Raw genomic sequence first — 21,184 nt, 5'->3', positions numbered from 1 at the left:
ATGACCGATCAAGACGACTGGCTGAACAAGCCGCCAGCACCTCAACCGGCGAACAACGACCGCACTCAGTTCATGCCCCGCCCCGGTGGCCGTGCTCCGCAGGCGCCAGCCGAGGCCCCGGCTGCGGCACCGCTGCAGATGCCGGCCGCGCCGCTACCGGCGGGCCAGGCGCGTGGCATGAACCCGCTGGAGCAGGCCGCCGGGCCGCTGCTGAGCATGCTCACCCGGCTGCGCAGCACCCTGGCCCATCCCGCACCGGCCAGCCTTCGCGCCCAGTTGCTGGGTTACCTGCGCCAGTTCGAACAGCGTGCCGAGGCCGCCGGTGTGCCGCGCAACGACGTGTTGCTGGCGCGCTATGCGCTGTGCACCGCCCTCGACGAGGCGGTGCTGAGCACGCCCTGGGGCAGCACCAGCGAGTGGGGCAAGCAAAGCCTGCTGATCACCGTGCACAACGAGGCCTGGGGCGGCGAGAAGGTGTTCCAGCTACTCGAACACTGCCTGCAAAGCCCACGCGAACGACTCGATCTGCTGGAGCTGCTGTACCTGTGCACCAGCCTCGGCTTCGAGGGTCGCTATCGGGTCATGCATGACGGTCGCAGCCAGCTGGAAGCGCTGCGCGAGCGTACCGCAGCGACCCTGCGCAGCGTGCGTGGCGAGCGCGAACAGGAGCTGTCGCCGCACTGGCGCGGGGTCAGCGTGGCGCCGGACAGGCTGTCACGACTGCTACCGCCCTGGGTCGGCCTGGCCGTGGCGCTGGCGTTGTTGCTGATGCTGCTGATGACACTGAGGATGATGCTCGCGGCCGACGCCGAACCGGTATTCCGGCAGATCCACGCCCTGGGCGAAGTACCGGTGCAGAGCATCGAACCAGCCGTGGTCAAGCCGCGTGTAGTGGAGCGCCCGCGCCTGGCCACCTTCCTCGCCGACGACATCCGCGCCAACCGCGTAGCGGTCGAGGATGGCGTCGACCGGTCGGTGGTGACCATCCGTGGCGACGAGCTGTTTAGCTCCGGCAGCGCCAGCATCCGTGACGACTTCCAGCCGTTGCTGCTGCGCATCGCCGAGGCGGTTGCCAAGGTCAAGGGCCAGGTGCGCATCACCGGCCACAGCGACAACCAGCCGATCGCCACGCTGCGCTTCCCCTCCAACTGGGCACTGTCGCGTGCCCGCGCCGAAGAGGTGCTGCAGATCCTCGCAGCGCGCACCGGCCAGGCCGAGCGCTTCAGCGCCGAGGGCCTGAGCGACACCGAACCGCTGGCATCCAATGCCACGGCCGAAGGACGGGCGAAGAATCGCCGGGTAGAGATCACCGTGCTGGCGGAGGGTGTGGAGTGAAGGCGCTGTTCGGATTCATCACCCGCTGGGTCATCCCGCTGCTCGGGCTGATCGCCCTGAGCCTGATCATCTGGTTCATCGGTCCGCTGCTCAATGCACTGCAGCCGGCCTGGACGCGCTGGACGCTGATCGTCCTGCTGCTCGCCCTGTGGCTTGGCTGGCGCCTGTTCTGGCTGCTGCGCGAACGCCAGCAGGAGCGCAACGTACTCGACGGCCTGGCTGCACAGGCAGCACCGGATGCCGCCAGCGTGGCCACCGCCGAGGAGCTGGCGACCCTGCGCCAGCGCATGGACGAAGCCCTGGCGTTGCTGAAGAAGGCGCGCCTGGGCGGCGATGAGCGGCGCAACCTGTATCAGCTGCCGTGGTACGTGATCATCGGGCCGCCCGGCTCCGGCAAGACCACCGCACTGGTCAACTCCGGGCTGAACTTCCCGCTGGCAGCGCAGTTGGGCGCCGGGGCCGTTCGCGGCGTGGGCGGTACGCGCAACTGCGACTGGTGGTTCACCGACGAAGCGGTGTTGCTCGACACCGCCGGGCGCTATACCACCCAGGACAGCCACGCCCAGGTGGACAAGGCGGCCTGGCTCGGCTTTCTCGACCTGCTCAAGACCCAACGTGCGCGCCGCCCGATCGATGGCGCCTTCATCGCCATCAGCCTGTCCGATTTGCTGCAGAGCAGCGACAGCGAACGTGCCGCACACGTGGCGGCGATCCGCTCGCGGGTGCAGGAGCTGTATACCCAGCTCGGCGTGCGTTTCCCGGTCTACGTGATGCTCACCAAGTGCGACCTGGTGCCGGGCTTCATGGAGTTCTTCGACGACCTCAGCCGTGAGAAACGTGCCCAGGTCTGGGGCTTTACCTTCGCCCTGGATGACGGCAAGAGCATCGGCGGCCCGCTGGAGAATTTCGACAGCGAGTTCATCGCCCTCGAACAGCGCCTCAACCAGCGCCTGGTCGAACGTCTGCAGCGCGAGCGCGATCCAGCCCGACGCGACCTGATCTACGGTTTCCCGCAGCAATTCGCGGCGATCAAGAGCCTGCTCGGCGAGTTTCTCAACGGCGTGTTCAAACCCAATGCCTATGAGGAGCGCACCCTGCTGCGCGGTGTGTACTTCACCAGCGGCACTCAGGAAGGCAGCCCGATCGACCGCCTGATCGGCGCCATGGCGCAGAGCATGAACCTCGACCGCCAGCACCTGGCCAGGCAGAGCGGCAGCGGCCGCAGCTATTTCCTCCAGCACCTGTTCAGCCGCGTCGCATTCGCCGAGCGCGGCCTGGTCGGCGTCGACCAAAAGGTCGAGCGCCGCCGCAGATGGCTGGCCATCGGCTCGCTGGCTGCCAGCGTGGCGCTGGTACTGGTGGTAAGTACGCTGTGGCTGCTCAGCTTCAACGCCAACCGCGAGCATATCGCCCAGGTCGGCGCGCGCACCGTGCCGCTGGAGCAGCAGGTGCGCAGCCTCAGCCCGGCGCAACGCGATGTACTGGCGGTACTGCCCCTGCTCAGCGCCGTACGCAACCTTGCTGGCGATCCGCCGGACTGGGCCAAGGGCCTGGGTCTGTATCAGGGCGACATGCTCGAGGAGCAGGCCGCCAGCGTCTATCGCCGTCTGCTGGTAGCCACCTTCGCCCCGCGCCTGCTCAGCCGCGTTGAGGAACAACTGCGTTCCGGCGGTGGCACCGATTACCTCTACGAAGGACTCAAGGCCTACCTGATGCTCGGTGGCGGCGAACATTACGACGCCGAGTTCATCAAGGCCTGGATCGCTCTGGACTGGGATCAGAGCCTGCCGCGTGACTTGCCGGGCGAGCAGCGCCAGGCGCTCGACGGGCATCTGCAGGCGCTGTTCGAACGTCGTCCACCGGACGCGCGTCTGGATCAGCGCCTGATCGACGAGCTGCGCATGCAACTGCAACGTCTGCCGCTGGCGCAGCGCGTATACGACCGGGTCAAGCGGCAGAAGCTGCCGGCCGGGGTCAGTGACTTCCGCATCAGCGAAGCCGCCGGGCGCGACGCCGCGCTGATCTTCACGCGCAAGAGTGGCAAAGCGCTGAGCGATCCGCTGAGTGGTTTCTACACCCGCCGCGGCTACCGCGAAGCCTTCCTCCGCGCCAGCGTCGGCCAGGCCAGCGTGGTGGCTGAGGAACAATGGGTGCTGGGCCGTCAGCTCGACAGCACTCAGGACGCGGTGAACCTGGCCGCCGATGTACGCCAGCTGTACCTGCGCGATTACGTGCAACAGTGGGATGCGCTGCTGGCCGATCTCGACTTCGTGTCGATCACCAGCGTGGCCCGGGCCGCCGACGTGCTGCGGATACTCTCGGGACCATCCTCGCCGCTCAAGCAGTTGCTGATCGCAGTGGCGCGGGAAACCGATCTGCAGCAGGCGCCCGAAGCCGAAGGTGTGGCCAAGACCAGCGACGAGGGTGTCGACCAGCTCAAGCAGAAGCTCGGCTCGCTGCTTGGCCAGACTCCCGCCGGCAATGCCGTGGCGGCGGTGAGCGAGATCGATCCGGTCAGCGCGCATTTCGCCGAGCTCAACAGCCTGGTCAGCCAGGACCCGTCGGCGCCGATGGCCATCGATGGCCTGCTGGCGGATCTCAACGAACTTTACGTGCAACTCAGCAGCATGGTCGGCGCCAGCGGCGAGGCGCTGCTCGGCGAGGCGAAGAACCAGGCCAGTGCCGCCGCGGCAAGGGTCAACCTGACAGCGGCACGTCAGCCGAAGCTGGTTCAGGGCCTGGTAGGCTCGGTCGTCGCAGCCAGCACCAACAGCATGATGGGCGGGGTGCGCAACCAGCTCAATGCGGCCTGGCAAAGCGATGTGGTCAATGTCTGGCGGCAGTCGCTGGCCGGCCGTTACCCCATGGTACCGGGTAGCCAGCGCGACGCCACGCTGGATGATTTCGGCCAGTTCTTCGGCGTCGGCGGGGTCATGGACAGCTACTTCCGCAAGTACCTGCAACCCTACGTCGATACCTCCGCACGCACCTGGCGCTGGCAGCCGGGCGCGGCACAGAAGCTGGGCATCTCCGCCGGTGTGCTGCAGACCTTCCAGCGCGCGGCGCTGATCCGCGACGAGTTCTTCCGCAGCGGCGGCCTGCAGCCCAGCGTGCGCTTCGACCTCAAGCCGGTGAGCATGGATGCCACCATCAGCCAGTCGCAGCTCGATCTCGACGGCCAACTGATCGGTTTCGACCACGGCCCGAGCCGTCCGGTGGCGGTGCAATGGCCGAACCCGAGCAGCATCGGCGTAGTACGTCTGTCGGTGTCGCCACCAGTAGAAGGCGGGCGCTCGGCCCTGACCCTGGAAGGGCCCTGGGCCTGGTTCCGCCTGCTCGACCAGTCCGAGCTGATTGGCGGTGCCTCGCCGGATCGCTTCAACCTGCGTATACGCTTGGATCGCTCCAGCGTTGCCTACGAACTGCGCGCCAGCAGTGCCTTCAATCCTTTCAAGAGTCGCGCAGTGGCCGGCTTCACCCTGCCGGAGCGGCTATGACGATGATGGGTTTCTACGGCAAGGTCGCCAGCCGCGGCGACTTCATCGAGCGCAACCTGCCGAAGGACTTCCAGCGCAGCTGGGACGCCTGGCTCTCCGCTGGCCTGCAGACAAGCCGGCAACAGCTCGGTGAACACTGGCTGGACGCCTACCTGACCAGCCCGTTGTGGCGCTTCGCCCTGGCACCGGGCGTGTGCGGTAGCGAGGCCATGACCGGGGTGCTGATGCCAAGCATCGACCGCGTGGGCCGCTACTTCCCGCTGACCATCGCCTGCCCCATCCCCGGCGGGCAGCCGCTGCTGGCCTTGCAGGCAAACGAATCGTGGTTCGAGCGGATCGAGAACCTGCTGCTGAGCACCCTGGAAGAGGGCGCCCGCTTCGAAGACTTCGAAAGCGAGGTGCAGCGCCTGGAACCCTTGCCGGACACAGTGACACCCGCGCACGACGAGGCGCATGGCCTGCAACACTGGCCGGTGGTCGATGCAGCGGGGCGCCTGGCAGCGCTGGCCGCCCAGGCCTGCAGCGGCGCCAGCCTGTGGTGGGGGCGTGGCTCGCAACGCATCGCGGCCGGCCTGCGCCGTTGCCAGGGACTGCCGCCGACCGAGTCGTTCGCGGTTTACCTGCTGGGGCCGGAGGTGGTCGCGCAATGACTGCACTGCATTACCGATCGGCGGCCTACAGTCATGTCGGCCTGGTTCGTCAGATCAACGAAGACGCTTATCTGGAGCGGCCCGAAGCCGGCCTCTGGGTCGTGGCCGATGGCATGGGCGGACACGCCGCGGGCGATTATGTCAGCAGCCTGATCGTCGACAGCCTGCGCAACCTCAACGCAAGCGACAGCCTGAATGACTACGAGCAGGTACTGCGACACAGCCTCAGCCAGGTCAATGCGGCGGTGCGCGAGCAGACCCAACTGCGCGGCGTAAGCATGATGGGCAGCACCGTGGTGCTGATGGCGACGCGTGGCGACCGTGGCCTGTGCCTGTGGGCCGGCGACAGCCGACTGTACCGGCTGCGAGCGGGTGAGCTGCAGGCGGTCTCGCGTGACCACAGCTACGTGCAGGACCTGCAGGACAGCGGCCTGCTCAGCGAGGCCGAGGCGCGCCTGCATCCTCGCGCCAACGTCGTCACCCGCGCCGTCGGCGTGCAGGACCAGCTGGAACTCGCCGGTAGCCAGTTCGAGGTCCTCCCCGGCGATACCTGGCTGCTGTGCAGCGACGGCCTCACCCGCACCGCCGAAGACCACGAAATCCGCGATGTACTGGCCCATGCCGACCCCTATCAGGTGGTGCGCAGTCTGGTTCATCTGGGCCTGACCCGCGGCGCTCCCGACAACATCACCGCCATCGTCATCAAGACCAGCGAGCCCGCCTCATGGACCTGAACATTCCCGGTTTCGACATCGAAGGCGTGATCGGCGAAGGCGCCATGGCCACCGTCTACCTGGCGCTGCAGCGCTCCCTCGAGCGCAAGGTGGCGTTGAAGATCATGGCCCCGGCGCTGGCGGCCGATGCCTCGTTCTGCGAGCGTTTCCTGCGCGAGGGCAAGACCCTGGCGCGTCTGGCCCACCCGCATGTGGTCACCGTGCACGACATCGGCAACGCCGGCGAGCACTACTACATGGCCATGGAGTACCTGCCCAACGGTACCCTGCGCGAGCGTATCGCCGCCGGCCTGAGCCCCGAGCAGGGCCTGCAGTACATCCGCCAGATCGCCTCGGCGCTGGGCTACGCCCACAGCCAGGGCTTGATCCACCGCGACGTGAAACCGGCCAACATCCTCTTTCGCGCCGACGGCACCGCAGTGCTGTCGGACTTCGGTATCGCCAAGTCGCTCGACGACAGTACTCAGTTCACCCAGGTGGGCTTTGCCGTCGGCACGCCCAACTACATGAGCCCCGAGCAGGCGCGCGGTCTGGATATCGACGGCCGCGCCGACCTCTATGCGTTGGGCGTGGTGCTCTATGAAATTCTGGTCGGCGAGTTGCCGTACATGGGCACCGATGCCCTGTCCACGGCGCTGGCGCACCTGACCCAACCATTGCCGGAGCTGCCATTGCAGCACAGCCGCTATCAGACGCTGCTGCAACGCCTGCTGGCGAAGAATTCGGATGAACGCTTCAGCAATGCCGGGGAACTGCTGGCCGCGCTGGATGCCCTGCCGACACCCGACTCGGATGCGACCGTGATCCGTCCAGCGCTCACCCCGCAGGCCACGCTGAGCGCGCCCTCGACTAGCGAGCTCGGCGATCTGCAACCGGTCTCCATCGAGATTCCACGCAGCGCACCGGCACCAGCGCCGACCGTGGCACCCGCACCGACTGCCACGGCAGCCAGCGTAGCGGGGCGGTCGTCCACTGCTGGTAGCAAGAGCCCTCGCATGGCGCTGCTGGCGGTGGCCGTAGCCGCCGCGCTGGGTCTGGGTGGCGGCGCCTATTGGTGGCTCGCCCAACCGTCTCCGGTGGTGGCCTCGGACACCCCACCGCAGCGCGACGAACAGCCAGTCGCAGATACACAGCAAGTGGCCGACACGGGTGAAGCGGGCGACCACCCGTTGCTCATGCCGGGCAAGAAGACCCTTTACCAGCGCATCCTGGCCAAGCCCGGCGCGCAACTGCTTAACGCTCCCGGCGCCGCCAGCGGCGAGGCGCTGCCAGCCTTCTCGGTGCTCTACGTGTACGCCAAGCGCAGCCAGGACGGCCAGACCTGGCTGCAGGTCGGTGCGGCCAGCGATGGCCGGGTGCAGGGCTGGATCGCCGCCGAACAAGCAACCGACTGGAAACAGAGCCTGGTGCTGAAGTTCACCGAACGCTCCGGTCGGGCACCTGTGCTGTTCATGCAACAGGCCGCCGACGTGGAGCGCCTGATCGATCGCACCAGCCAGGCTCGCGAGCTGCTGCTCAAGGCGCAGAACGACCCCGAGCAGGTACCGCAGGTGGTTGCACTGGAGCCCACCGCCAGCGCCGTGCCGCAGGATCAGTTCTACCTGATGCCGATCTTCGACTTCCGCGAAGCCTTCGACGCCGAGGGGCAGCCGGTGCAGTTGCTCAACATCGCCTCGATCGATCCCGGCAACGCCGCCCAGTCTCAGACACCTGCCGGCAAGCCGGCGACTGCCACCGATTCGGGCTTCCGCACCGGCATCGTGCTGGTGGTCGACACCTCGGTGTCGATGCAGCCCTACATCGACCGCGTGCGCCAGGTGGTCAGCGAGCTGCAGAGCCAGCTGCAGGCACGTGGCGAGCTGGATAACGTCAGCTTCGGTCTGGTCGGCTATCGCAACAGCACCGAGCGCACCCCGGGTTTGCAATACCTGAGCAAGACCCTGGTCAGCCTGCAGGACGGCAGCGACCCGCAGCGTTTTCTGCGCGCCGCCGAACAGGTGCAGGCGACCAGCGTGTCCAGCCATTCCTTCAACGAGGATGCCTTCGCCGGCGTCATGCAGGCCGTCGAGGGCATGGACTGGTCGAATTATGGCGGGCGCCTGATCCTGCTGGTCAGCGACGCCGGTGCGCTGCGCAAGAACGACCCGCACAGCAGCACCCGGATGAACGAGGCCGAGGTACGCCAGGCGGCGCTGAGCAAGCAGATCAAGATCTTCGCCCTGCATCTGCGCACACCAGCCGGCAAGTCCAACCACGCCTCGGCCGAGCAGCAGTATCGGGTGCTGACGGCCGACAGCAACCCGCAGATCGGCGACCTCTACGTCTCGGTGCCGGGTGGTGATGTCGAAGCCTTCGGCGAGCGCGTACGCGAGATCGGCTCGACCTTCGCCGAACTGGCGCAGCAGATCCGCGCACAGCAGGCGCCCGAGACGCCGCAACTGGCCGGTGGCGCCAACCTCGCGGCCAAGTCGCAGGCCATCGGCTACGCCATGCACATGGACTTTCTCGGCCGCCGCAGCGCCAGTCAGGCGCCGCAACTGGTCAGCGCCTGGACCGCCGACCGCGACCTGAGCAACCCCAACCTGCCGACACTGCAGGTCTGCGTGATGCTGACCAAGCTGCAACTCAACGACCTGCAGCAGTCGCTCAAGTTGATCGTCGACGCCGCGCGCAAGACCAAGACCTCGCCGGCTGACTTCTTCAGCGAAATCGCCAGCGCCAGCGCTTACATGAGCCGCGACCCAGCTGCACTGCGCCAGGGCGCCAACCTGGCACAGAGCGGCGTACTCGGCGAATACCTCGACGGCCTGCCGTATCGCAGCAAGGCGCTGAGCATGACCCAGGATCTCTGGCTGTCGCTGTCGGTGGCCGAGCAGGAGGACTTCATCGACGAGCTGGAGTCGAAGATTCGTCTCTACGAAACCTTCCACAACGACATGGCCAACTGGGTGCGCTTCGGCAATGCCGAGCCGGGCGACGCCCTGTACCGTGTACCGCTGTCGACGCTGCCATGATGATTCGCCTGCAGCAGGTCCTCAAGCAACGTGGCCAGGGCGCACAGCGCTACAGCCTGGCCATCGAGCGGTTGCAGCTGCATGCAGGCGCGCAGGTGGCGCTGGTCGGACCCAGCGGTTGCGGCAAGAGCACGCTGCTCGATCTGCTGGCCATGGTGCTGGCTCCGGATTCCGCCGAGGCTTTCGATCTGGAGCTGGCCGGCACTGTCAGCGATATCTCCGAGCTGTGGCGGCAGGGCCGGCAAAGCCAGCTGGCGCAGCTACGCAGCCGGCATCTGGGTTATGTGCTGCAGGCCGGCGGGCTGCTCGGTTTTCTCGACGTGCGCGGCAATATCGCACTGCCCCGGCAACTGCTCGGCATGACGGACAACGGCAAGGTGCAGCGTCTGGCACAGGCGCTGGATGTGCAGGAGCAGCTGGCCAAGTATCCGGCGCAGTTGTCGATCGGCCAACGGCAACGAGTCAGCTGCGCGCGTGCGCTGGCACACGAGCCGCAATTGTTGCTGGCTGACGAACCCACTGCGGCGCTGGACCCGCTCAACGCCGAACGCGTCATGCAGCTGCTGCTCACCCAGGCTGCAGAGACCGGTGCGACTTGCGTGGTGGCGACGCACGACGAAGCGCTGGCGCAGCGCGCCGGCCTGCACATTCTGCGCATGAGTTGCCGGCGTGACGCCGACGGCGGTGTCAGCGCCCATCTGGAGCAGGCTGCCTGATGCGCCCGCTGCTGATCGCCAGCCTGGCCTGGCAGGACTACCGCCGCGAAGCGCGCCTGTCGGCCTGCGCCGTGCTCGCCCTGGTGGCGGTGATCGCACCGCTGCTGGTGCTGTTCGGCCTGAAGTACGGCCTGGTCGGCAGCCTGACCGAACGCCTGCAACGTGACCCTGCTGTGCGCGAGATCATTCCGCTGGGCGGCACGCGCCTGCAGCCAGAATTCATCGAGGCACTGAGCCAGCGTGAGGACGTTGCCTTCGCCATCCCGCGTACCCGGCAGATCGCGGCTACCAGCGAATTGCAGGTCGCGCCAGGGGAGGCAAGGGTCAGCGTGGAGATGCTGCCGACGGCGCCCGGCGATCCGCTGCTGCAGGGCCTGCCAGTGCCACGGGCGCTGCAACAGGTGGTGCTCAGCCATACCGCTGCCGAGAAACTCGGTGTCGAGGCCGGCGAATCGTTGCAGGCACGCTTCGGCCGCCAGCGTGGCGGCGACCTGCAGTGGCAACAGACCACGTTGCAGGTGCTGGCTGTGCTGCCACTGGCCGCCTTCGAGCGCGATGCGCTGTTCGCGCCGCAGATCCTGCTGGAAGCCGTCGAGGACTACCGCGACGGCCTGGCGGTCGCTGCGCTGGACTGGCCTGGCGCAGCAGCAGGGCAGACGCCACGCATCTACCCGGGATTTCGTCTGTATGCGCGCACGCTCGAAGACGTCGAGCCGCTGCGCCAGTATCTGGCCACGCAGCAGGTACAGGTGGTCACTCAGGCAGCGCAGATCGCCCAGGTACAGGCCCTGAGCCGCAACCTCGATCTGTTGTTCTGGCTGATCACCGCCCTGGCCCTGGGTGGCGCCGTAGCGGCAACCAGTGCCGGCGCCCTGGCTGCAGTGGAGCGCAAGCAGCGTGAACTGGCGGTGCTGCGCCTGCTGGGCTTCGGCAGCGGTGCGCTGTTGCTGTTCGTAATTCTCCAGGCGCTGTACAGCGGCCTGTTCGCCAGTGTCCTGTCGGCCCTGCTGTACCGCTTGGCGGAGGGCGGCATCAACCATCTTTTCGTACAGGTGCCGGGCGACTACGCCAGTCGCCTGCTGCCCGAGCATTACCTGGTGGCCCTCGGCGCCGTCCTGCTGGCCAGCGCCCTTGCCGCTGCGCTGGGAGGGCGACGTGCGGCCCGGATCGACGCCTCTCAAGGAATTCGCGATGTCTGACTGTCGTTTCGCTGCTTCCGCCCTGATGTTCGCCACACTGGCTCTGGCGGCCTGCTCGCCGGGCGAGGAGCCACCAGCGGCGAACAAAGCTGCCACACCTGCGCAGTCATCCGGCGAGCCCGCCCGCGAACTGGATGCGGAGCAATTGGCCAAGCTGGATAACCCCAAGCCGTTGCCGGGCGACGTCAGCCTGCCGCTGCCCTGTGGCGGAGAGATGGTTTTCCGTCATGTCTACGTGCTGACGCAGGGCAGCCTGGATGATCGCGAAGTCAGCCTGGGCTATCCGTTCAGCGAAGGGGAGGCGGGCTACAAGCAGTCTTTCATTTCCGGCTATCGCCGCGACTTCATCAACGGTCAGTTCAGCCTGCAGGACCTGGCACCGCAGTGGCAGAAACAGATCACCGAGCGTTTGCCCAGGATCGACGTCGGCAGCCCGCTGAAGCCGATGATGTATTTCATCGGCAAATACGAAGTCACCGCCCGCCAGTACGCCCAGGTCATGGCCCAGGCTCAATCACTGGCCGGCGGCGAGCCTGCTCCAGCGTGTGCGCCGGTCACCGATCTGAGCGGACGACTGCCGCAGGTGAAACTGTCGCGTTTCGAAGCCGAGCGCTTCGCAGCGGTCTACAGCGCCTGGCTACTGGCCAATCACCGCGACCTGCTGCCGGTCAGCGGTCGCGGTAGCAAGGCCGAGGAGGGCGGTGCTGCGTTCGTCCGGCTGCCTAGTGAAGTGGAATGGGAGTTTGCTGCCCGAGGAGGCTCGGAAGTCAGCCGTCAGGAACTGGAGGGACGGCTGTTCCCGCGGCCGGTCGAAGGCAGCGACGAAGATGGCCCGCTGGCCAAATGGGCCGTTTTCAACCAGGTGGCAGGTGGTACCGGTCAGGCCCCCCGACTGATGCCGATCGGCACCAAGGAGGCCAACCCGCTGGGTCTGTTCGACGTGATCGGCAACGCCGCCGAAATGGTTCAGGAATCGTTCCAGCTGGTCAGTGCCGGGCGCCGCCAGGGCACCTATGGCGGCTTCGTGGTCAAGGGCGGCAACTACCTGGAAGGCGAGGGCACGCTGTTCACCGGCATGCGCCGCGAATACCCGTTGTTCGGTGCTGACGGCAGCGAGCAACGCAACGAAACCACCGGTTTCCGCGTGGCCATCGGCGCCTTGTCCGCTCCGCGCTCGCGCTACGACGAGCTGTTCGCCCAGTGGCAGAAGCAGGGTCGCCTGGCCGGCCTGACCGATGACATCAATGCTGACGATGACCCTACCCAACGCCTGGACAGCATCATCGCCAGTGCCACCGATCCGCGCCTGCAAGCCGAGCTCGGATTGGTCAACGAGGAACTCAAGCGCAACGTCTCGCTGATCGCCCGCCAGCGCGAAGAGGCGGCCGGCAACCTGATCCAGTCCGCCGCCTTGGTGGCGGAAACCATCAACAACTACAACATCCGCCTGACCAACCTGCGCCAGAGCCAGCGCCAGGCGCAGCAAAACAATGACGCCACCTCGGCGCAGGTGTTCGGCGGCGCTATCCAGAACGGCACCAAGGCGCTGGATGGCGCGGTGGCGATCTACATCGACAACATGGCCAGCGGCACCCGCTACACCAATGCCGTGATCCAGGCACAGTTCCAGCGCATCAAGGAGGAGCTCGCGCGCAAGCCCGTGATCGGCAACAGCCTGGTCAACCGCGCCACCCTGTTCGTCAACCACGTGGCCCTGTACCGGACCCAGCAGCGGGCCGATCCGGCCGAGATCCTCAAGCAATTGCTGGCAACGCAAGCGGTGCAACAGCCGTGAGCGTGATCAGCCGTTTCACACACACCAATCCACCATCAGCAGAGAACCTAGCTATGCGTCCATCCACATCGCAACACACCTCGCAACCTCGCAGCCGTCTCCTGACCCTCGCTGCCATCGGTTTCACCTCGATGACCGTACTGATCAGCGGCTGCTCCACCTCTGCGGTCAACCGAGTCGGCAAATCCACCGAAGTCAGCTACTACCCGAGCTGCTACCAGCCCGTTCAACACCTGCGCGATACCGATTCCAGCATCACGCGTTCGATCGCTACCGGCGCCATGCTCGGTGCAGTCGGCGGTGCCCTGACCGGTGCCCTGACCGCCGATAAGGAAGACCGAGGGCGAAATGCCGCCATTGGCGCCGCCGGTGGCGCCCTAGTCGGCGGCGCAGCGGCCTACTACACCTCCAAGCAGCAGCAGATCAGCGACGACCGTCAGCGTATCGGCTCCTACTCCACCGACATCAATGCCAGTGCCAGCACCTTCGACCGCAGCATCGCCTACGCCGAAGCGTCGCAGAGCTGCTACCAGAAGGAATTCACCAGCCTGCTGGAGAAGCGCAAGTCCGGTGCGATCGACGATACAGAAGGGCGCAAGCGTCTGGCCGAGATCATCGCCGGCCTGAACGAGTCCAATAACCTGATCACCGCAGTCAATGGCAAGGCTGGCGAGAACCTGAGCAACTACACCCAGGCCTACGAGGCTGACCTGAAGAACGTCGGCGTCGCGCGCGCGGAAGTGACCACCGCAGCCAAGACCCCTGCCAAGAAGCCGGCCAAGGTACCCACCGAAGCGGTCAAGACCGAACAGGTTCTGCAACAGGCCGAAGTTAAACAGGCCAAGAGCCAACAAGTGGCCGTGGCCGGTACCAACCAGGTCAACAGCATGTGCAACAACCCGGACATGGGCGACTGGGCACCGATTCCCTGCCCGAACGTCTGAGTTACGCCGGGTGACTAGCTTAAACAGCGCGCCGCTGGTTTCCGCTTTCGGGCAGAGCCGGCGGCTATCGGAATACAAACCAAGGAGGGCCGATGTCCGACTACCTGATCGGGTTGCAAAATACCCCATCGCAGATGATGGCAAGACGGCGCATCGAAGCCATGATCGACCTGCGCAGGCTCTATGCCGCCATCGACGCCGACCCCGCCATCGCCGGTGCAGGCGTGGTGTATATCGATACCAGATTCAACTCGGTGACCCTTCGCGAGTTCACGCCGATCTGCAGCATCAGACCCAAGCGCATCATCATCCGCGAAGCCCAGCGCAATGTCTCACCTCAGCAGTTCGTGCAACAGGTGCGGTCCAACCCACGCGAGTCGCGACTGGTGGCCGAAAGCGTCAATACCACGCTGGCCTGCGCCGGTGCGGTGCTGGGCTGGATCGCGATCATCGGCGGTACGGCCATCGTGCCGTTTACCGGTGGTGCCAGCCTGGTGATCACGACATTGGGCGTAGCGGCTGCATCGGCGAGCTCCGTGCAATGCGTAGCCGGTGCTGCTCGCGTCTATACCGAAGTGAATAATCCGGAAGCACTCGATAGGCTGGATAGCCAGCAGTGGTACCAGGACGTATCCAGAGCGCTGGATATCATCTCTCTCGGTGGCGTCGCCGGGGCTGGAGCCACGATTTTGCGTGTGATGAACATGCGCAAGGCCATGACCGGACGCAGCTGGTATCAGAGCCTGAATGGCCTAAGCCGCCAGGAACGGCGTCGCTTGACCAACGAGATTCTGGAGAACCGCAATCCAGCTCTCACTCCCGCGCTGCGCAAAGCCCTGCAAAGCAGCGGCGAGCTTCCGAAACGCTTCAGTACCAGTGAGATCTCGTCAACATTGGCGATCAATATCAGAGATGCGCTGGGTGCCGGGCTCGGCTTGCTCGGCAGCAGCATGGTACAGACTTACGCCATCGGCCTTTACGAGGAGCTGGAGTGAAGCAAGGACTCGATTTTCTCTCGATACTGCGCCGGCACTTCCCGGTCTTCATCGCCGCGTTCTTTCTGGCGCTATTTTCCCTGGCGGTCTCTCAGATTCTGCTGCTGGAAGTCTATCCGCCGAGCCTGGACGACTATGGCATTTACATGATGCTGGGCAGCAGCGGAATATCCTTGTACCTGTGCGCGGCCAACCTTCTGGTGATTCGCGGCCGCCCCTGGGCGGTGTGGCTGATCGTGGCGGCCATGGTCGCCTGCATGCTGGTGATCATCACGCATTGGGGCAGGCGCGCACCTGACCTGCTGTACTCCATCGGCTTGCTGCTGCCGTTGAGTACCCTGCTGACGCTGAACAGCAAGCGCTACCGCGCCATGCTTGTGGCCATGGTGGAAGTGCGAGGGCAGCGCGCGGCGTGGCGACGGCGTTTCAAGAAATAAGGTCAGCGTTAACGCGGAGCGAGCCCGGTTCAAATTAAAAAGCCCCTGCCGACTCACATCGGCAGGGGCTTCTCATTTCACGCCAACTAGCGGTTCAGCTAGCAGATCTGTCGACGGGCGACAAACCTGGCATTCAGAACCACAGGTAAACTCAATTAAATCAATGAGTTACGAAAAGCAATGGGCACCATTATTGGCATGATTGAGCCACATAAAGTGGCATTTTCCGCCGAAATTACCGCAATAAATGGCATTTTCCGTAAGCCCCTGAAACGAGCCGCTCACAGCACTACATTTCGGTAAGACAGCGGACGTGCTGGAGGCAGACCTCAAGCCACAGCCTGGATTGACAACCTGTCAATGCAACCCAGATTACGGCGAATCCACTGCGTAGGAAACAGCCACTTTCCGACTCCGACAGACGGAAGCTTGGTGGCTGTATGAAGACTCGTTAACCATTTGCCGGCAGTTCCATTGAGCTGGACGAATCAACAAATCGATAGCCCATAGCCTTGTAACCCGCTTGGCGCTTGCTCCACATACGGAGCAATGCAGGATGTCCGGCATCAATGAAGTCAATGATGCGCACATCCGCCTTACTCGCATGTTCCCGATGCAGGCGGCCCGCATACTGCTGGAGAGTGCCCTTCCAGGAAACCGGCATGGCCAGTACCAAGGTATCCAGTGCCGGGTGGTCAAAACCCTCTCCAACCAATTTCCCGGTTGCTAGGATCACACGCGGGGCATCTGCTGGCAGTGCTTCCAGTTCGCCAATTAGCGCAGCGCGTTGCTTCTTGGACATCCGCCCATGCAGCGTGAATAGGTTCTCGACCCGACCGACCAACTGCGCCTCAATAGCGTTGAGGTGATCCGTTCGCTCAGTCAGCACCAGGATCTTCCGGCCTTGGTCAAAAACATCTCCAACCTCAGCAACAATCTTGGCTGTTCGCTCTGTGTCGCTGCACACCTGCAAGAAGACATCTTGGATGCCTGTCCCTTCGGGCATGACTATCGGTCGAGAAAGCCACTGCGGCGTCACGGCCAGATCAGCTGGAGCACTCTCCGGCCTACTCGCTGTATGCCGAATGGGCCCGCACTGCATGAAGATAATCGGCTGCTGGCCATCACGACGGACTGGCGTAGCGGTCAGACCCAAGACATATTTGGCCCCAGCAGCCTTGAGGAGGGCCTCGAATGAAAAGGCTGACAGGTGATGGCATTCATCCACGATGATTTGCCCGTAGTTTTTCACCTGCTCGCTGACTTCACCTTGCCGCGACAAAGACTGCATCACGGCAATATCGATGATGCCGGTCGGCTTGACCTTACCACCGCCTATAGTGCCGACCTTCGTTTTGTCTGCGCCCAGAAACGCCTGCAACCTTTCCTTCCACTGCTGGAGCAATTCCGTCCGGTGCACCAGCACCAACGTGTTTACACCTCGCCTGGCAATCAGCGCGGCTGCCGTGACGGTTTTACCAAAAGCAGTGGGCGCACAGAGGACGCCGGTGTCGTGCGCCAACATGCCTTCGAGAGCAGCCTCTTGATCCGGGCGTAGCGTGCCCGCAAAGCGGACATCAATGGGCTCTCCTGCGAAGCGCTCATCGTGCAGCACCAGCTCAACCCCGTTGTCATGAAGCAATGCCCGCACGTCATCCAGGCAGCCACGGGGCAAGGCTATATGCTGGGGAAAGTTTTCCGCGCACCCAATGATCCGGGGCTTGTTCCACACAGGCATACGCATGGCCTGTGCCTTGTAGAATTCGGGGTTCTGAAAGGCCGCCAAGCGGATGAGCTTGTTGACCAATGGCTGGGGCAGTTCGGACTTGTCGAAATAGATCTGGTTGGCCAGGGTAACGTTCACTGACTCGGGTAACGGACAAGCCAACTTCTGAGTCTTTTCCGCTGTGCGCTGCCAGGGTTTCGGCTCGTCGTCATCCGCAACTGCGGTGACATCCAATGGATGGCGACCTCCAGTGGCCAGCAGGGTTTTCGGCACAATATCCTGCACGGGCATAGGCTGAATGCTGGCCAGAAATGCCCACTGGTCGGGATAGGGCGTCAGCGTCTCATCGACAAAAACACTGCCGCCAAACGCGCGGGCCCGCTTCTGCAAGGGTAAGGCAATCAAGTTGCCAAAGCCGCCTTTGGGCATGCTGTCCTGATTTGGAAACAGTCGGTCATACGAGCCCAGCGTCAGTTGCCGGGTACGCTCGCAGGTATGACTGATGATCGCGGAGCCGAGCAGGCGCGCCTCATAGGCGGGGACATTACGCTCGAAGAAAATCCAGGCGTGCGCCCCGTTGCCCGAGCGAGAGATTTCCAGTGCCACCGGCACGTCCAACTCACAACATGACTGGGCAAAAGCCGTGACATCTTCACGCCAATCGGCCTCGTCAAAATCCACCGCCAGGAAGTAGCAGGTGTCGTCTGGCAGCAACGGGTAAACGCCGATGACAATATCTCCGGCCAGATGCTTGTAGAGCACCTGATCGGTCAGCGGCAGGAGTTGGCGGAACGAGCAATCTCCGCACTTGATCCGTGGCTTCTCACACACACCGGGTCGCCATTCATTGGCGCACGCCGGTGAGTAGCCCGATTTACCGGCCTTGCTTTCCCAGCGCACGGGAAACACATCGGCACGGCCCCGAAACAGTCGCCTGAACAACGCCAACTTGGCATCCGTGTCGAGACTCGAACTTATCAGTGGAGGCGGGCTAGTCGGTTCGACTAGCGGCGGCTCGTCAGGCAAGCGCCACTCAACACCATGCGCTTCCAACAGCGCGATCAAGCGCGCATTTTCGGCCCGTAGATGCTCAAGCAGATCATCACCACTCATCGTGCCGAGACCACCTTTCAGTCATAGGGGAACAGCTGAGCCCGCTATTTAAGACGCTCGGCTGCCTTGCGATAGGCCTGCTCACGCTCACGGCGATCAACCGCGACCACAAACACCACCACCTCGTGGTCAAGCACCTGGTACACCAGGCGATAACCACTGCTGCGCAGCTTGATCTTGTAGCAGTCCGGCAGCGAATGGAGCCGATTGGCTTCAATGCGCGGATTGAGCAACACCTCAGCGAGCTTTTTCTTCAGCTGCTGGCGAACGGTATCACCCAGTTTTTGCCACTCCTTCAGTGCCCGCGCATCAAACTCAAGGCTATAGGTCATCCAGCGCAACCTTCACGCGCTGAGGAGCGGCCAGGCGTTCACGAACCGTGGCGATTAACGCTTCATCTTCCTCGGTCATCAGCACGGGCCGGAAGGGCAGCTGTCCGCGCTCGGCCACATACTGCAAAGCCTGGCGCATCAGTTCAGAGGGGGTGACGCCGAGCTTTTCCAGCTCCTGGTAAGCACGCGCCTTAAGCTCGTCGTCGATGCGGATATTGATGGACGCCATGATGCGACCCTCACTGTAATGACATTCGTATTTACAGTGACAGGGTAACCGTATTTTGGCAAGCGGGTTGGCGACCCCGCCAGTAGCACACCGACCAAGTGCCCCCTGGCTGCGGCGCCACACCCCAGTTACCCGGTAGCCACATAACGCTGAAGTGATCGCCAGCACCCTGCCCCCTGCGGGGCGCCATTGAACATAGCGCCCGATATACGCACCGCCCGGCTCGGGAATTTATTAACGTTTTTGTTAATAAATTCCCGAGTCTCTCGCCTTGCCAACCCCGTCTACAGAACAGCCGCAACGGTTAGCTCCTTAGGATTGCAGGGAAATGGCCACGCGCCCCCCCTTTTTTAGGCAACAAAAAACCCGCCGAAGCGGGTTTGTACAAGCACGATGTATCAGGTGAGATCTACCACCGGAGCACTCGGGCCGTACGCCTTAACCGCCGTGATACCACCATCACGTGCTTGAGCGGACGTATACATTTCGCTCTTGCCGATTACCTGCCCATTGCTTGCGTGCAGGGTGAAGTAGTACTGGGAGTTAATGGACGTCAGCTTCTTGTAGTTGGCATCGTAAGGGGAGTTGGTCTTCACCGACTGGATACCATTCTGGCAGTTCGCCTTGGTGGTATAGCCTTCGCTGGCAAGAATTTTCTCGCCATTAGGTGCCTTCAACCGGAAGTAATACTGACGATCCGCTCCCAGGAAAATCTCGTATTTCGCACTCATGAGCTGTTCTCCTATTTCTCTTTCCGCACGCCTTTGAACGGCGTTTTATCCGACGTTTTCACGTCCATGAACTGGCCGGTTTCCGTATCACGTTTGACCCAATGACCAGACGGAGTCTGGGTTTGGGAACGCTGACGCACAGCACCATTTCGATGCCCATCACCTGCCGGAGGATTCGTTGCCATATCGATCACCATTCTGCTTTATTTATTCAGTTTAACCAGAGATTACACAAATCCCTTGGAGTCAAAGCAAACGTTACGCCTCTATTCTGATTATGTAAAGCTGTTTAAGCAGATTCGCCAATGGCAAAGTAGACGTACTCGATCCCGCCAGACTCAGCCGTCTCCTCGGCTCTGAGGATGTACCCTTGATCCTTGAGCTTTTTGAGCTTGGTACTGGCATTGGCGACCGAAATTTTCAGCGTTTCGGCCACCTTGGCGGCAGTTACCGAACGCTGAGACAGCACGCACTCCAACAGTTCCTTCGTGGACGAGCTGATCTCAGGCCCGATAATTTGGTAACCGTCATCGGCCCAGACAGTCAGAGGAATCTCTTTGGCCTGGGCCGCATAGCTCCAGTTATCCAGTAAGTCTCGACTTCTGACATCTTTGAGAAAGAAGCCGCGCTCTCCCCTAAAAAGCTTCGCGACAGCAACCACGCTTTCTCTCGGAAATGACGCATCCGTCGCTTCTATGCCAGAGAGGGAGATCCCAAAAACGGAGTACTGCGGATGGGAGTGAACGACGTCGAGCAGCTTCCCAAAGGTTGCCTTCCCCTGGACATTGCCAAAAGGGTGGTCGTCCTCAGTGAAGTCTCTTAGCTTGACCGTAATTGATTTCTGATTCATTTGCTCAGTTTAACGAGAGGGCTTTAGCTGTCAATTAAGAAGTCAAAGCAGATATGGGTTCCCAGGATGGTTGGCATATCCATTCGGGGGTAGCTACGGTTGAATCGACCATCGCTGTAGACCATCGTCAGCTCAAAGTTTCTTTGTCTCACCGTAACCGTGGCATTGAAATCAGCGGCCATATCACCACTTCGTTTCAGCCCGAGCCCCCGGCCATCTTCGTCGGAACTGGAGACTCGCCCCTGCTTGAAGACGTGCAAGACCAGCTCCGGCCCTGACTCTGCTTTCGAGAAATCGAGCTGCTGAAAGAGCTGTGGGTACTTCCGTTCCAGAACAGGCTGAAGGCTGCCGACAATGCCAATCCCGCTGTCAGAGATCACTGTCTGAATTTTGCGGCCTTTCGGGTAGTACTGAAGAGCTGCAACGCCCGGAATCTCGGACTTTGCATGATCCCTCACGTTGCCAAATAGCTCCGAAATGAAGGTGAACGCGGACTGCATATAGCGTTCACCTGCACACTCCACCAGGCTATTTTTCAAACGCTTCGGAATGGACTCATCGGGGATGTGAGGAGCAATCGGTGCAAGCTCAACCACACCATGATTGTTGCCACGGTAGGTTGCCGCCCCTGATAGGGAGGGTCGCTCCGGTATCACATTCACGGCCCCAGCTAGGTGGTCAAAAAAACCTAGCCGATTGAAGTAAGTCAGCGTTGCCTTGCAGGCACTGAAATCAATCGACACCGCCTTACCAACCATCACCCGCCGCGTCAGGATAGTTGTCGTGTGAGTTGATTCGATGAGTCTTGGTCGGTGGGCGGAAGTGAGAGCCGTGTGGCGCGTTATTCGATAGAGCATCGGGAGTGGGTGGTGCGGCAGATGATGCCG

At 63.1% G+C, this 21,184-nt stretch carries 17 protein-coding genes; 11 read left to right on the top strand and 6 right to left on the bottom strand.

All coding sequences use genetic code 11. The annotated features are described in order from the left end of the window. From P3C50_RS13845 to P3C50_RS13795, 11 genes are all read left to right on the top strand, one after another. The gene (locus P3C50_RS13845) at positions 1 to 1,335 is read left to right on the top strand and encodes a DotU family type VI secretion system protein (protein WP_275546443.1); all 1,335 of its coding nucleotides are present in this window, start codon (positions 1 to 3) and stop codon (positions 1,333 to 1,335) included. Next, positions 1,332 to 4,832 (top strand): type VI secretion system membrane subunit TssM, encoded by a 3,501-nt coding sequence (gene tssM / locus P3C50_RS13840; RefSeq protein WP_275546442.1) that lies wholly within the window; start codon positions 1,332 to 1,334, stop codon positions 4,830 to 4,832. The genes P3C50_RS13845 and tssM overlap by 4 nt, the downstream gene beginning before the upstream one ends. Then, positions 4,829 to 5,482 carry a type VI secretion system-associated protein TagF gene (gene tagF / locus P3C50_RS13835; RefSeq protein WP_115298758.1) on the top strand — a complete coding sequence of 218 codons (654 nt, stop codon included), beginning with the start codon at positions 4,829 to 4,831 and terminating at the stop codon, positions 5,480 to 5,482. The genes tssM and tagF overlap by 4 nt, the downstream gene beginning before the upstream one ends. After that, positions 5,479 to 6,216 (top strand): PP2C family protein-serine/threonine phosphatase, encoded by a 738-nt coding sequence (locus P3C50_RS13830; RefSeq protein ID WP_275546441.1) that lies wholly within the window; start codon positions 5,479 to 5,481, stop codon positions 6,214 to 6,216. Before tagF ends, P3C50_RS13830 begins: the two co-directional genes overlap by 4 nt. Further along, the gene (locus tag P3C50_RS13825; protein ID WP_275546440.1) at positions 6,207 to 9,230 is read left to right on the top strand and encodes a serine/threonine-protein kinase; all 3,024 of its coding nucleotides are present in this window, start codon (positions 6,207 to 6,209) and stop codon (positions 9,228 to 9,230) included. Before P3C50_RS13830 ends, P3C50_RS13825 begins: the two co-directional genes overlap by 10 nt. Beyond that, the gene (locus tag P3C50_RS13820; RefSeq protein ID WP_275546617.1) at positions 9,230 to 9,946 is read left to right on the top strand and encodes an ABC transporter ATP-binding protein; all 717 of its coding nucleotides are present in this window, start codon (positions 9,230 to 9,232) and stop codon (positions 9,944 to 9,946) included. The genes P3C50_RS13825 and P3C50_RS13820 overlap by 1 nt, the downstream gene beginning before the upstream one ends. Beyond that, entirely contained in the window at positions 9,946 to 11,145 is a 1,200-nt protein-coding gene (locus P3C50_RS13815) for an FtsX-like permease family protein (protein WP_275546439.1), read from the top strand. Before P3C50_RS13820 ends, P3C50_RS13815 begins: the two co-directional genes overlap by 1 nt. Further along, on the top strand, positions 11,138 to 12,940 hold the full coding sequence (locus P3C50_RS13810) for an SUMF1/EgtB/PvdO family nonheme iron enzyme (RefSeq protein ID WP_275546438.1): 1,803 nt from the start codon (positions 11,138 to 11,140) through the stop codon (positions 12,938 to 12,940). Before P3C50_RS13815 ends, P3C50_RS13810 begins: the two co-directional genes overlap by 8 nt. 53 nt (positions 12,941 to 12,993) lie before the next feature. Beyond that, complete coding sequence (gene tagQ / locus P3C50_RS13805) at positions 12,994 to 13,884, top strand: type VI secretion system-associated lipoprotein TagQ (RefSeq protein ID WP_275546437.1); 891 nt, start codon at positions 12,994 to 12,996, stop codon at positions 13,882 to 13,884. Positions 13,885 to 13,976: 92 nt separating this feature from the next. Continuing rightward, entirely contained in the window at positions 13,977 to 14,879 is a 903-nt protein-coding gene (locus P3C50_RS13800) for an NAD synthetase (protein WP_275546436.1), read from the top strand. Further along, positions 14,876 to 15,316 (top strand): hypothetical protein, encoded by a 441-nt coding sequence (locus P3C50_RS13795; RefSeq protein WP_275546435.1) that lies wholly within the window; start codon positions 14,876 to 14,878, stop codon positions 15,314 to 15,316. Before P3C50_RS13800 ends, P3C50_RS13795 begins: the two co-directional genes overlap by 4 nt. A gap of 451 nt (positions 15,317 to 15,767) precedes the next feature. Here the strand turns inward: P3C50_RS13795 and P3C50_RS13790 are convergent, their stop codons facing one another. The 6 genes from P3C50_RS13790 to P3C50_RS13765 all read right to left on the bottom strand — a co-directional run. Further along, the gene (locus P3C50_RS13790; RefSeq protein ID WP_175252507.1) at positions 15,768 to 18,155 is read right to left on the bottom strand and encodes a TOTE conflict system archaeo-eukaryotic primase domain-containing protein; all 2,388 of its coding nucleotides are present in this window, start codon (positions 18,153 to 18,155) and stop codon (positions 15,768 to 15,770) included. A gap of 44 nt (positions 18,156 to 18,199) precedes the next feature. After that, positions 18,200 to 18,487 (bottom strand): type II toxin-antitoxin system RelE family toxin, encoded by a 288-nt coding sequence (locus tag P3C50_RS13785; protein WP_044315231.1) that lies wholly within the window; start codon positions 18,485 to 18,487, stop codon positions 18,200 to 18,202. Beyond that, positions 18,477 to 18,716, bottom strand: a complete 240-nt coding sequence (locus P3C50_RS13780) for a type II toxin-antitoxin system RelB/DinJ family antitoxin (RefSeq protein WP_003284884.1) — start codon at positions 18,714 to 18,716, stop codon at positions 18,477 to 18,479. The genes P3C50_RS13785 and P3C50_RS13780 overlap by 11 nt, the downstream gene beginning before the upstream one ends. A 398-nt stretch (positions 18,717 to 19,114) precedes the next feature. Next, positions 19,115 to 19,447, bottom strand: a complete 333-nt coding sequence (locus P3C50_RS13775) for a YegP family protein (protein ID WP_090506100.1) — start codon at positions 19,445 to 19,447, stop codon at positions 19,115 to 19,117. A 289-nt stretch (positions 19,448 to 19,736) separates the two neighbouring features. Beyond that, complete coding sequence (locus P3C50_RS13770; RefSeq protein ID WP_275546434.1) at positions 19,737 to 20,297, bottom strand: winged helix-turn-helix transcriptional regulator; 561 nt, start codon at positions 20,295 to 20,297, stop codon at positions 19,737 to 19,739. A 23-nt stretch (positions 20,298 to 20,320) separates the two neighbouring features. Then, positions 20,321 to 21,184 (bottom strand): hypothetical protein (locus P3C50_RS13765; RefSeq protein WP_275546433.1); only part of this gene is annotated, 864 nt, incomplete at its 5' end.

It is taken from the genome of Pseudomonas sp. Marseille-Q0931, from assembly GCF_940789645.1.
Classification (GTDB): domain Bacteria; phylum Pseudomonadota; class Gammaproteobacteria; order Pseudomonadales; family Pseudomonadaceae; genus Aquipseudomonas.
This window is presented reverse-complemented; position numbering and strand designations above follow the sequence as displayed.

Bases quoted from the DNA above. Each gene is read 5' to 3' on its own strand.
- P3C50_RS13825 (WP_275546440.1), top strand. From the start codon at position 6,207: ATGGACCTGAACATTCCCGGTTTCGACATCGAAGGCGTGATCGGCGAA.
- P3C50_RS13820 (WP_275546617.1), top strand. From the start codon at position 9,230: ATGATTCGCCTGCAGCAGGTCCTCAAGCAACGTGGCCAGGGCGCACAG.
- P3C50_RS13775 (WP_090506100.1), bottom strand. From the start codon at position 19,447: ATGAGTGCGAAATACGAGATTTTCCTGGGAGCGGATCGTCAGTATTAC.
- P3C50_RS13815 (WP_275546439.1), top strand. From the start codon at position 9,946: ATGCGCCCGCTGCTGATCGCCAGCCTGGCCTGGCAGGACTACCGCCGC.
- P3C50_RS13785 (WP_044315231.1), bottom strand. From the start codon at position 18,487: ATGACCTATAGCCTTGAGTTTGATGCGCGGGCACTGAAGGAGTGGCAA.
- tagQ (WP_275546437.1), top strand. From the start codon at position 12,994: ATGCGTCCATCCACATCGCAACACACCTCGCAACCTCGCAGCCGTCTC.
- tagF (WP_115298758.1), top strand. From the start codon at position 4,829: ATGACGATGATGGGTTTCTACGGCAAGGTCGCCAGCCGCGGCGACTTC.
- P3C50_RS13790 (WP_175252507.1), bottom strand. From the start codon at position 18,155: ATGAGTGGTGATGATCTGCTTGAGCATCTACGGGCCGAAAATGCGCGC.
- P3C50_RS13810 (WP_275546438.1), top strand. From the start codon at position 11,138: ATGTCTGACTGTCGTTTCGCTGCTTCCGCCCTGATGTTCGCCACACTG.
- P3C50_RS13830 (WP_275546441.1), top strand. From the start codon at position 5,479: ATGACTGCACTGCATTACCGATCGGCGGCCTACAGTCATGTCGGCCTG.
- P3C50_RS13800 (WP_275546436.1), top strand. From the start codon at position 13,977: ATGTCCGACTACCTGATCGGGTTGCAAAATACCCCATCGCAGATGATG.
- P3C50_RS13780 (WP_003284884.1), bottom strand. From the start codon at position 18,716: ATGGCGTCCATCAATATCCGCATCGACGACGAGCTTAAGGCGCGTGCT.
- P3C50_RS13845 (WP_275546443.1), top strand. From the start codon at position 1: ATGACCGATCAAGACGACTGGCTGAACAAGCCGCCAGCACCTCAACCG.
- P3C50_RS13770 (WP_275546434.1), bottom strand. From the start codon at position 20,297: ATGAATCAGAAATCAATTACGGTCAAGCTAAGAGACTTCACTGAGGAC.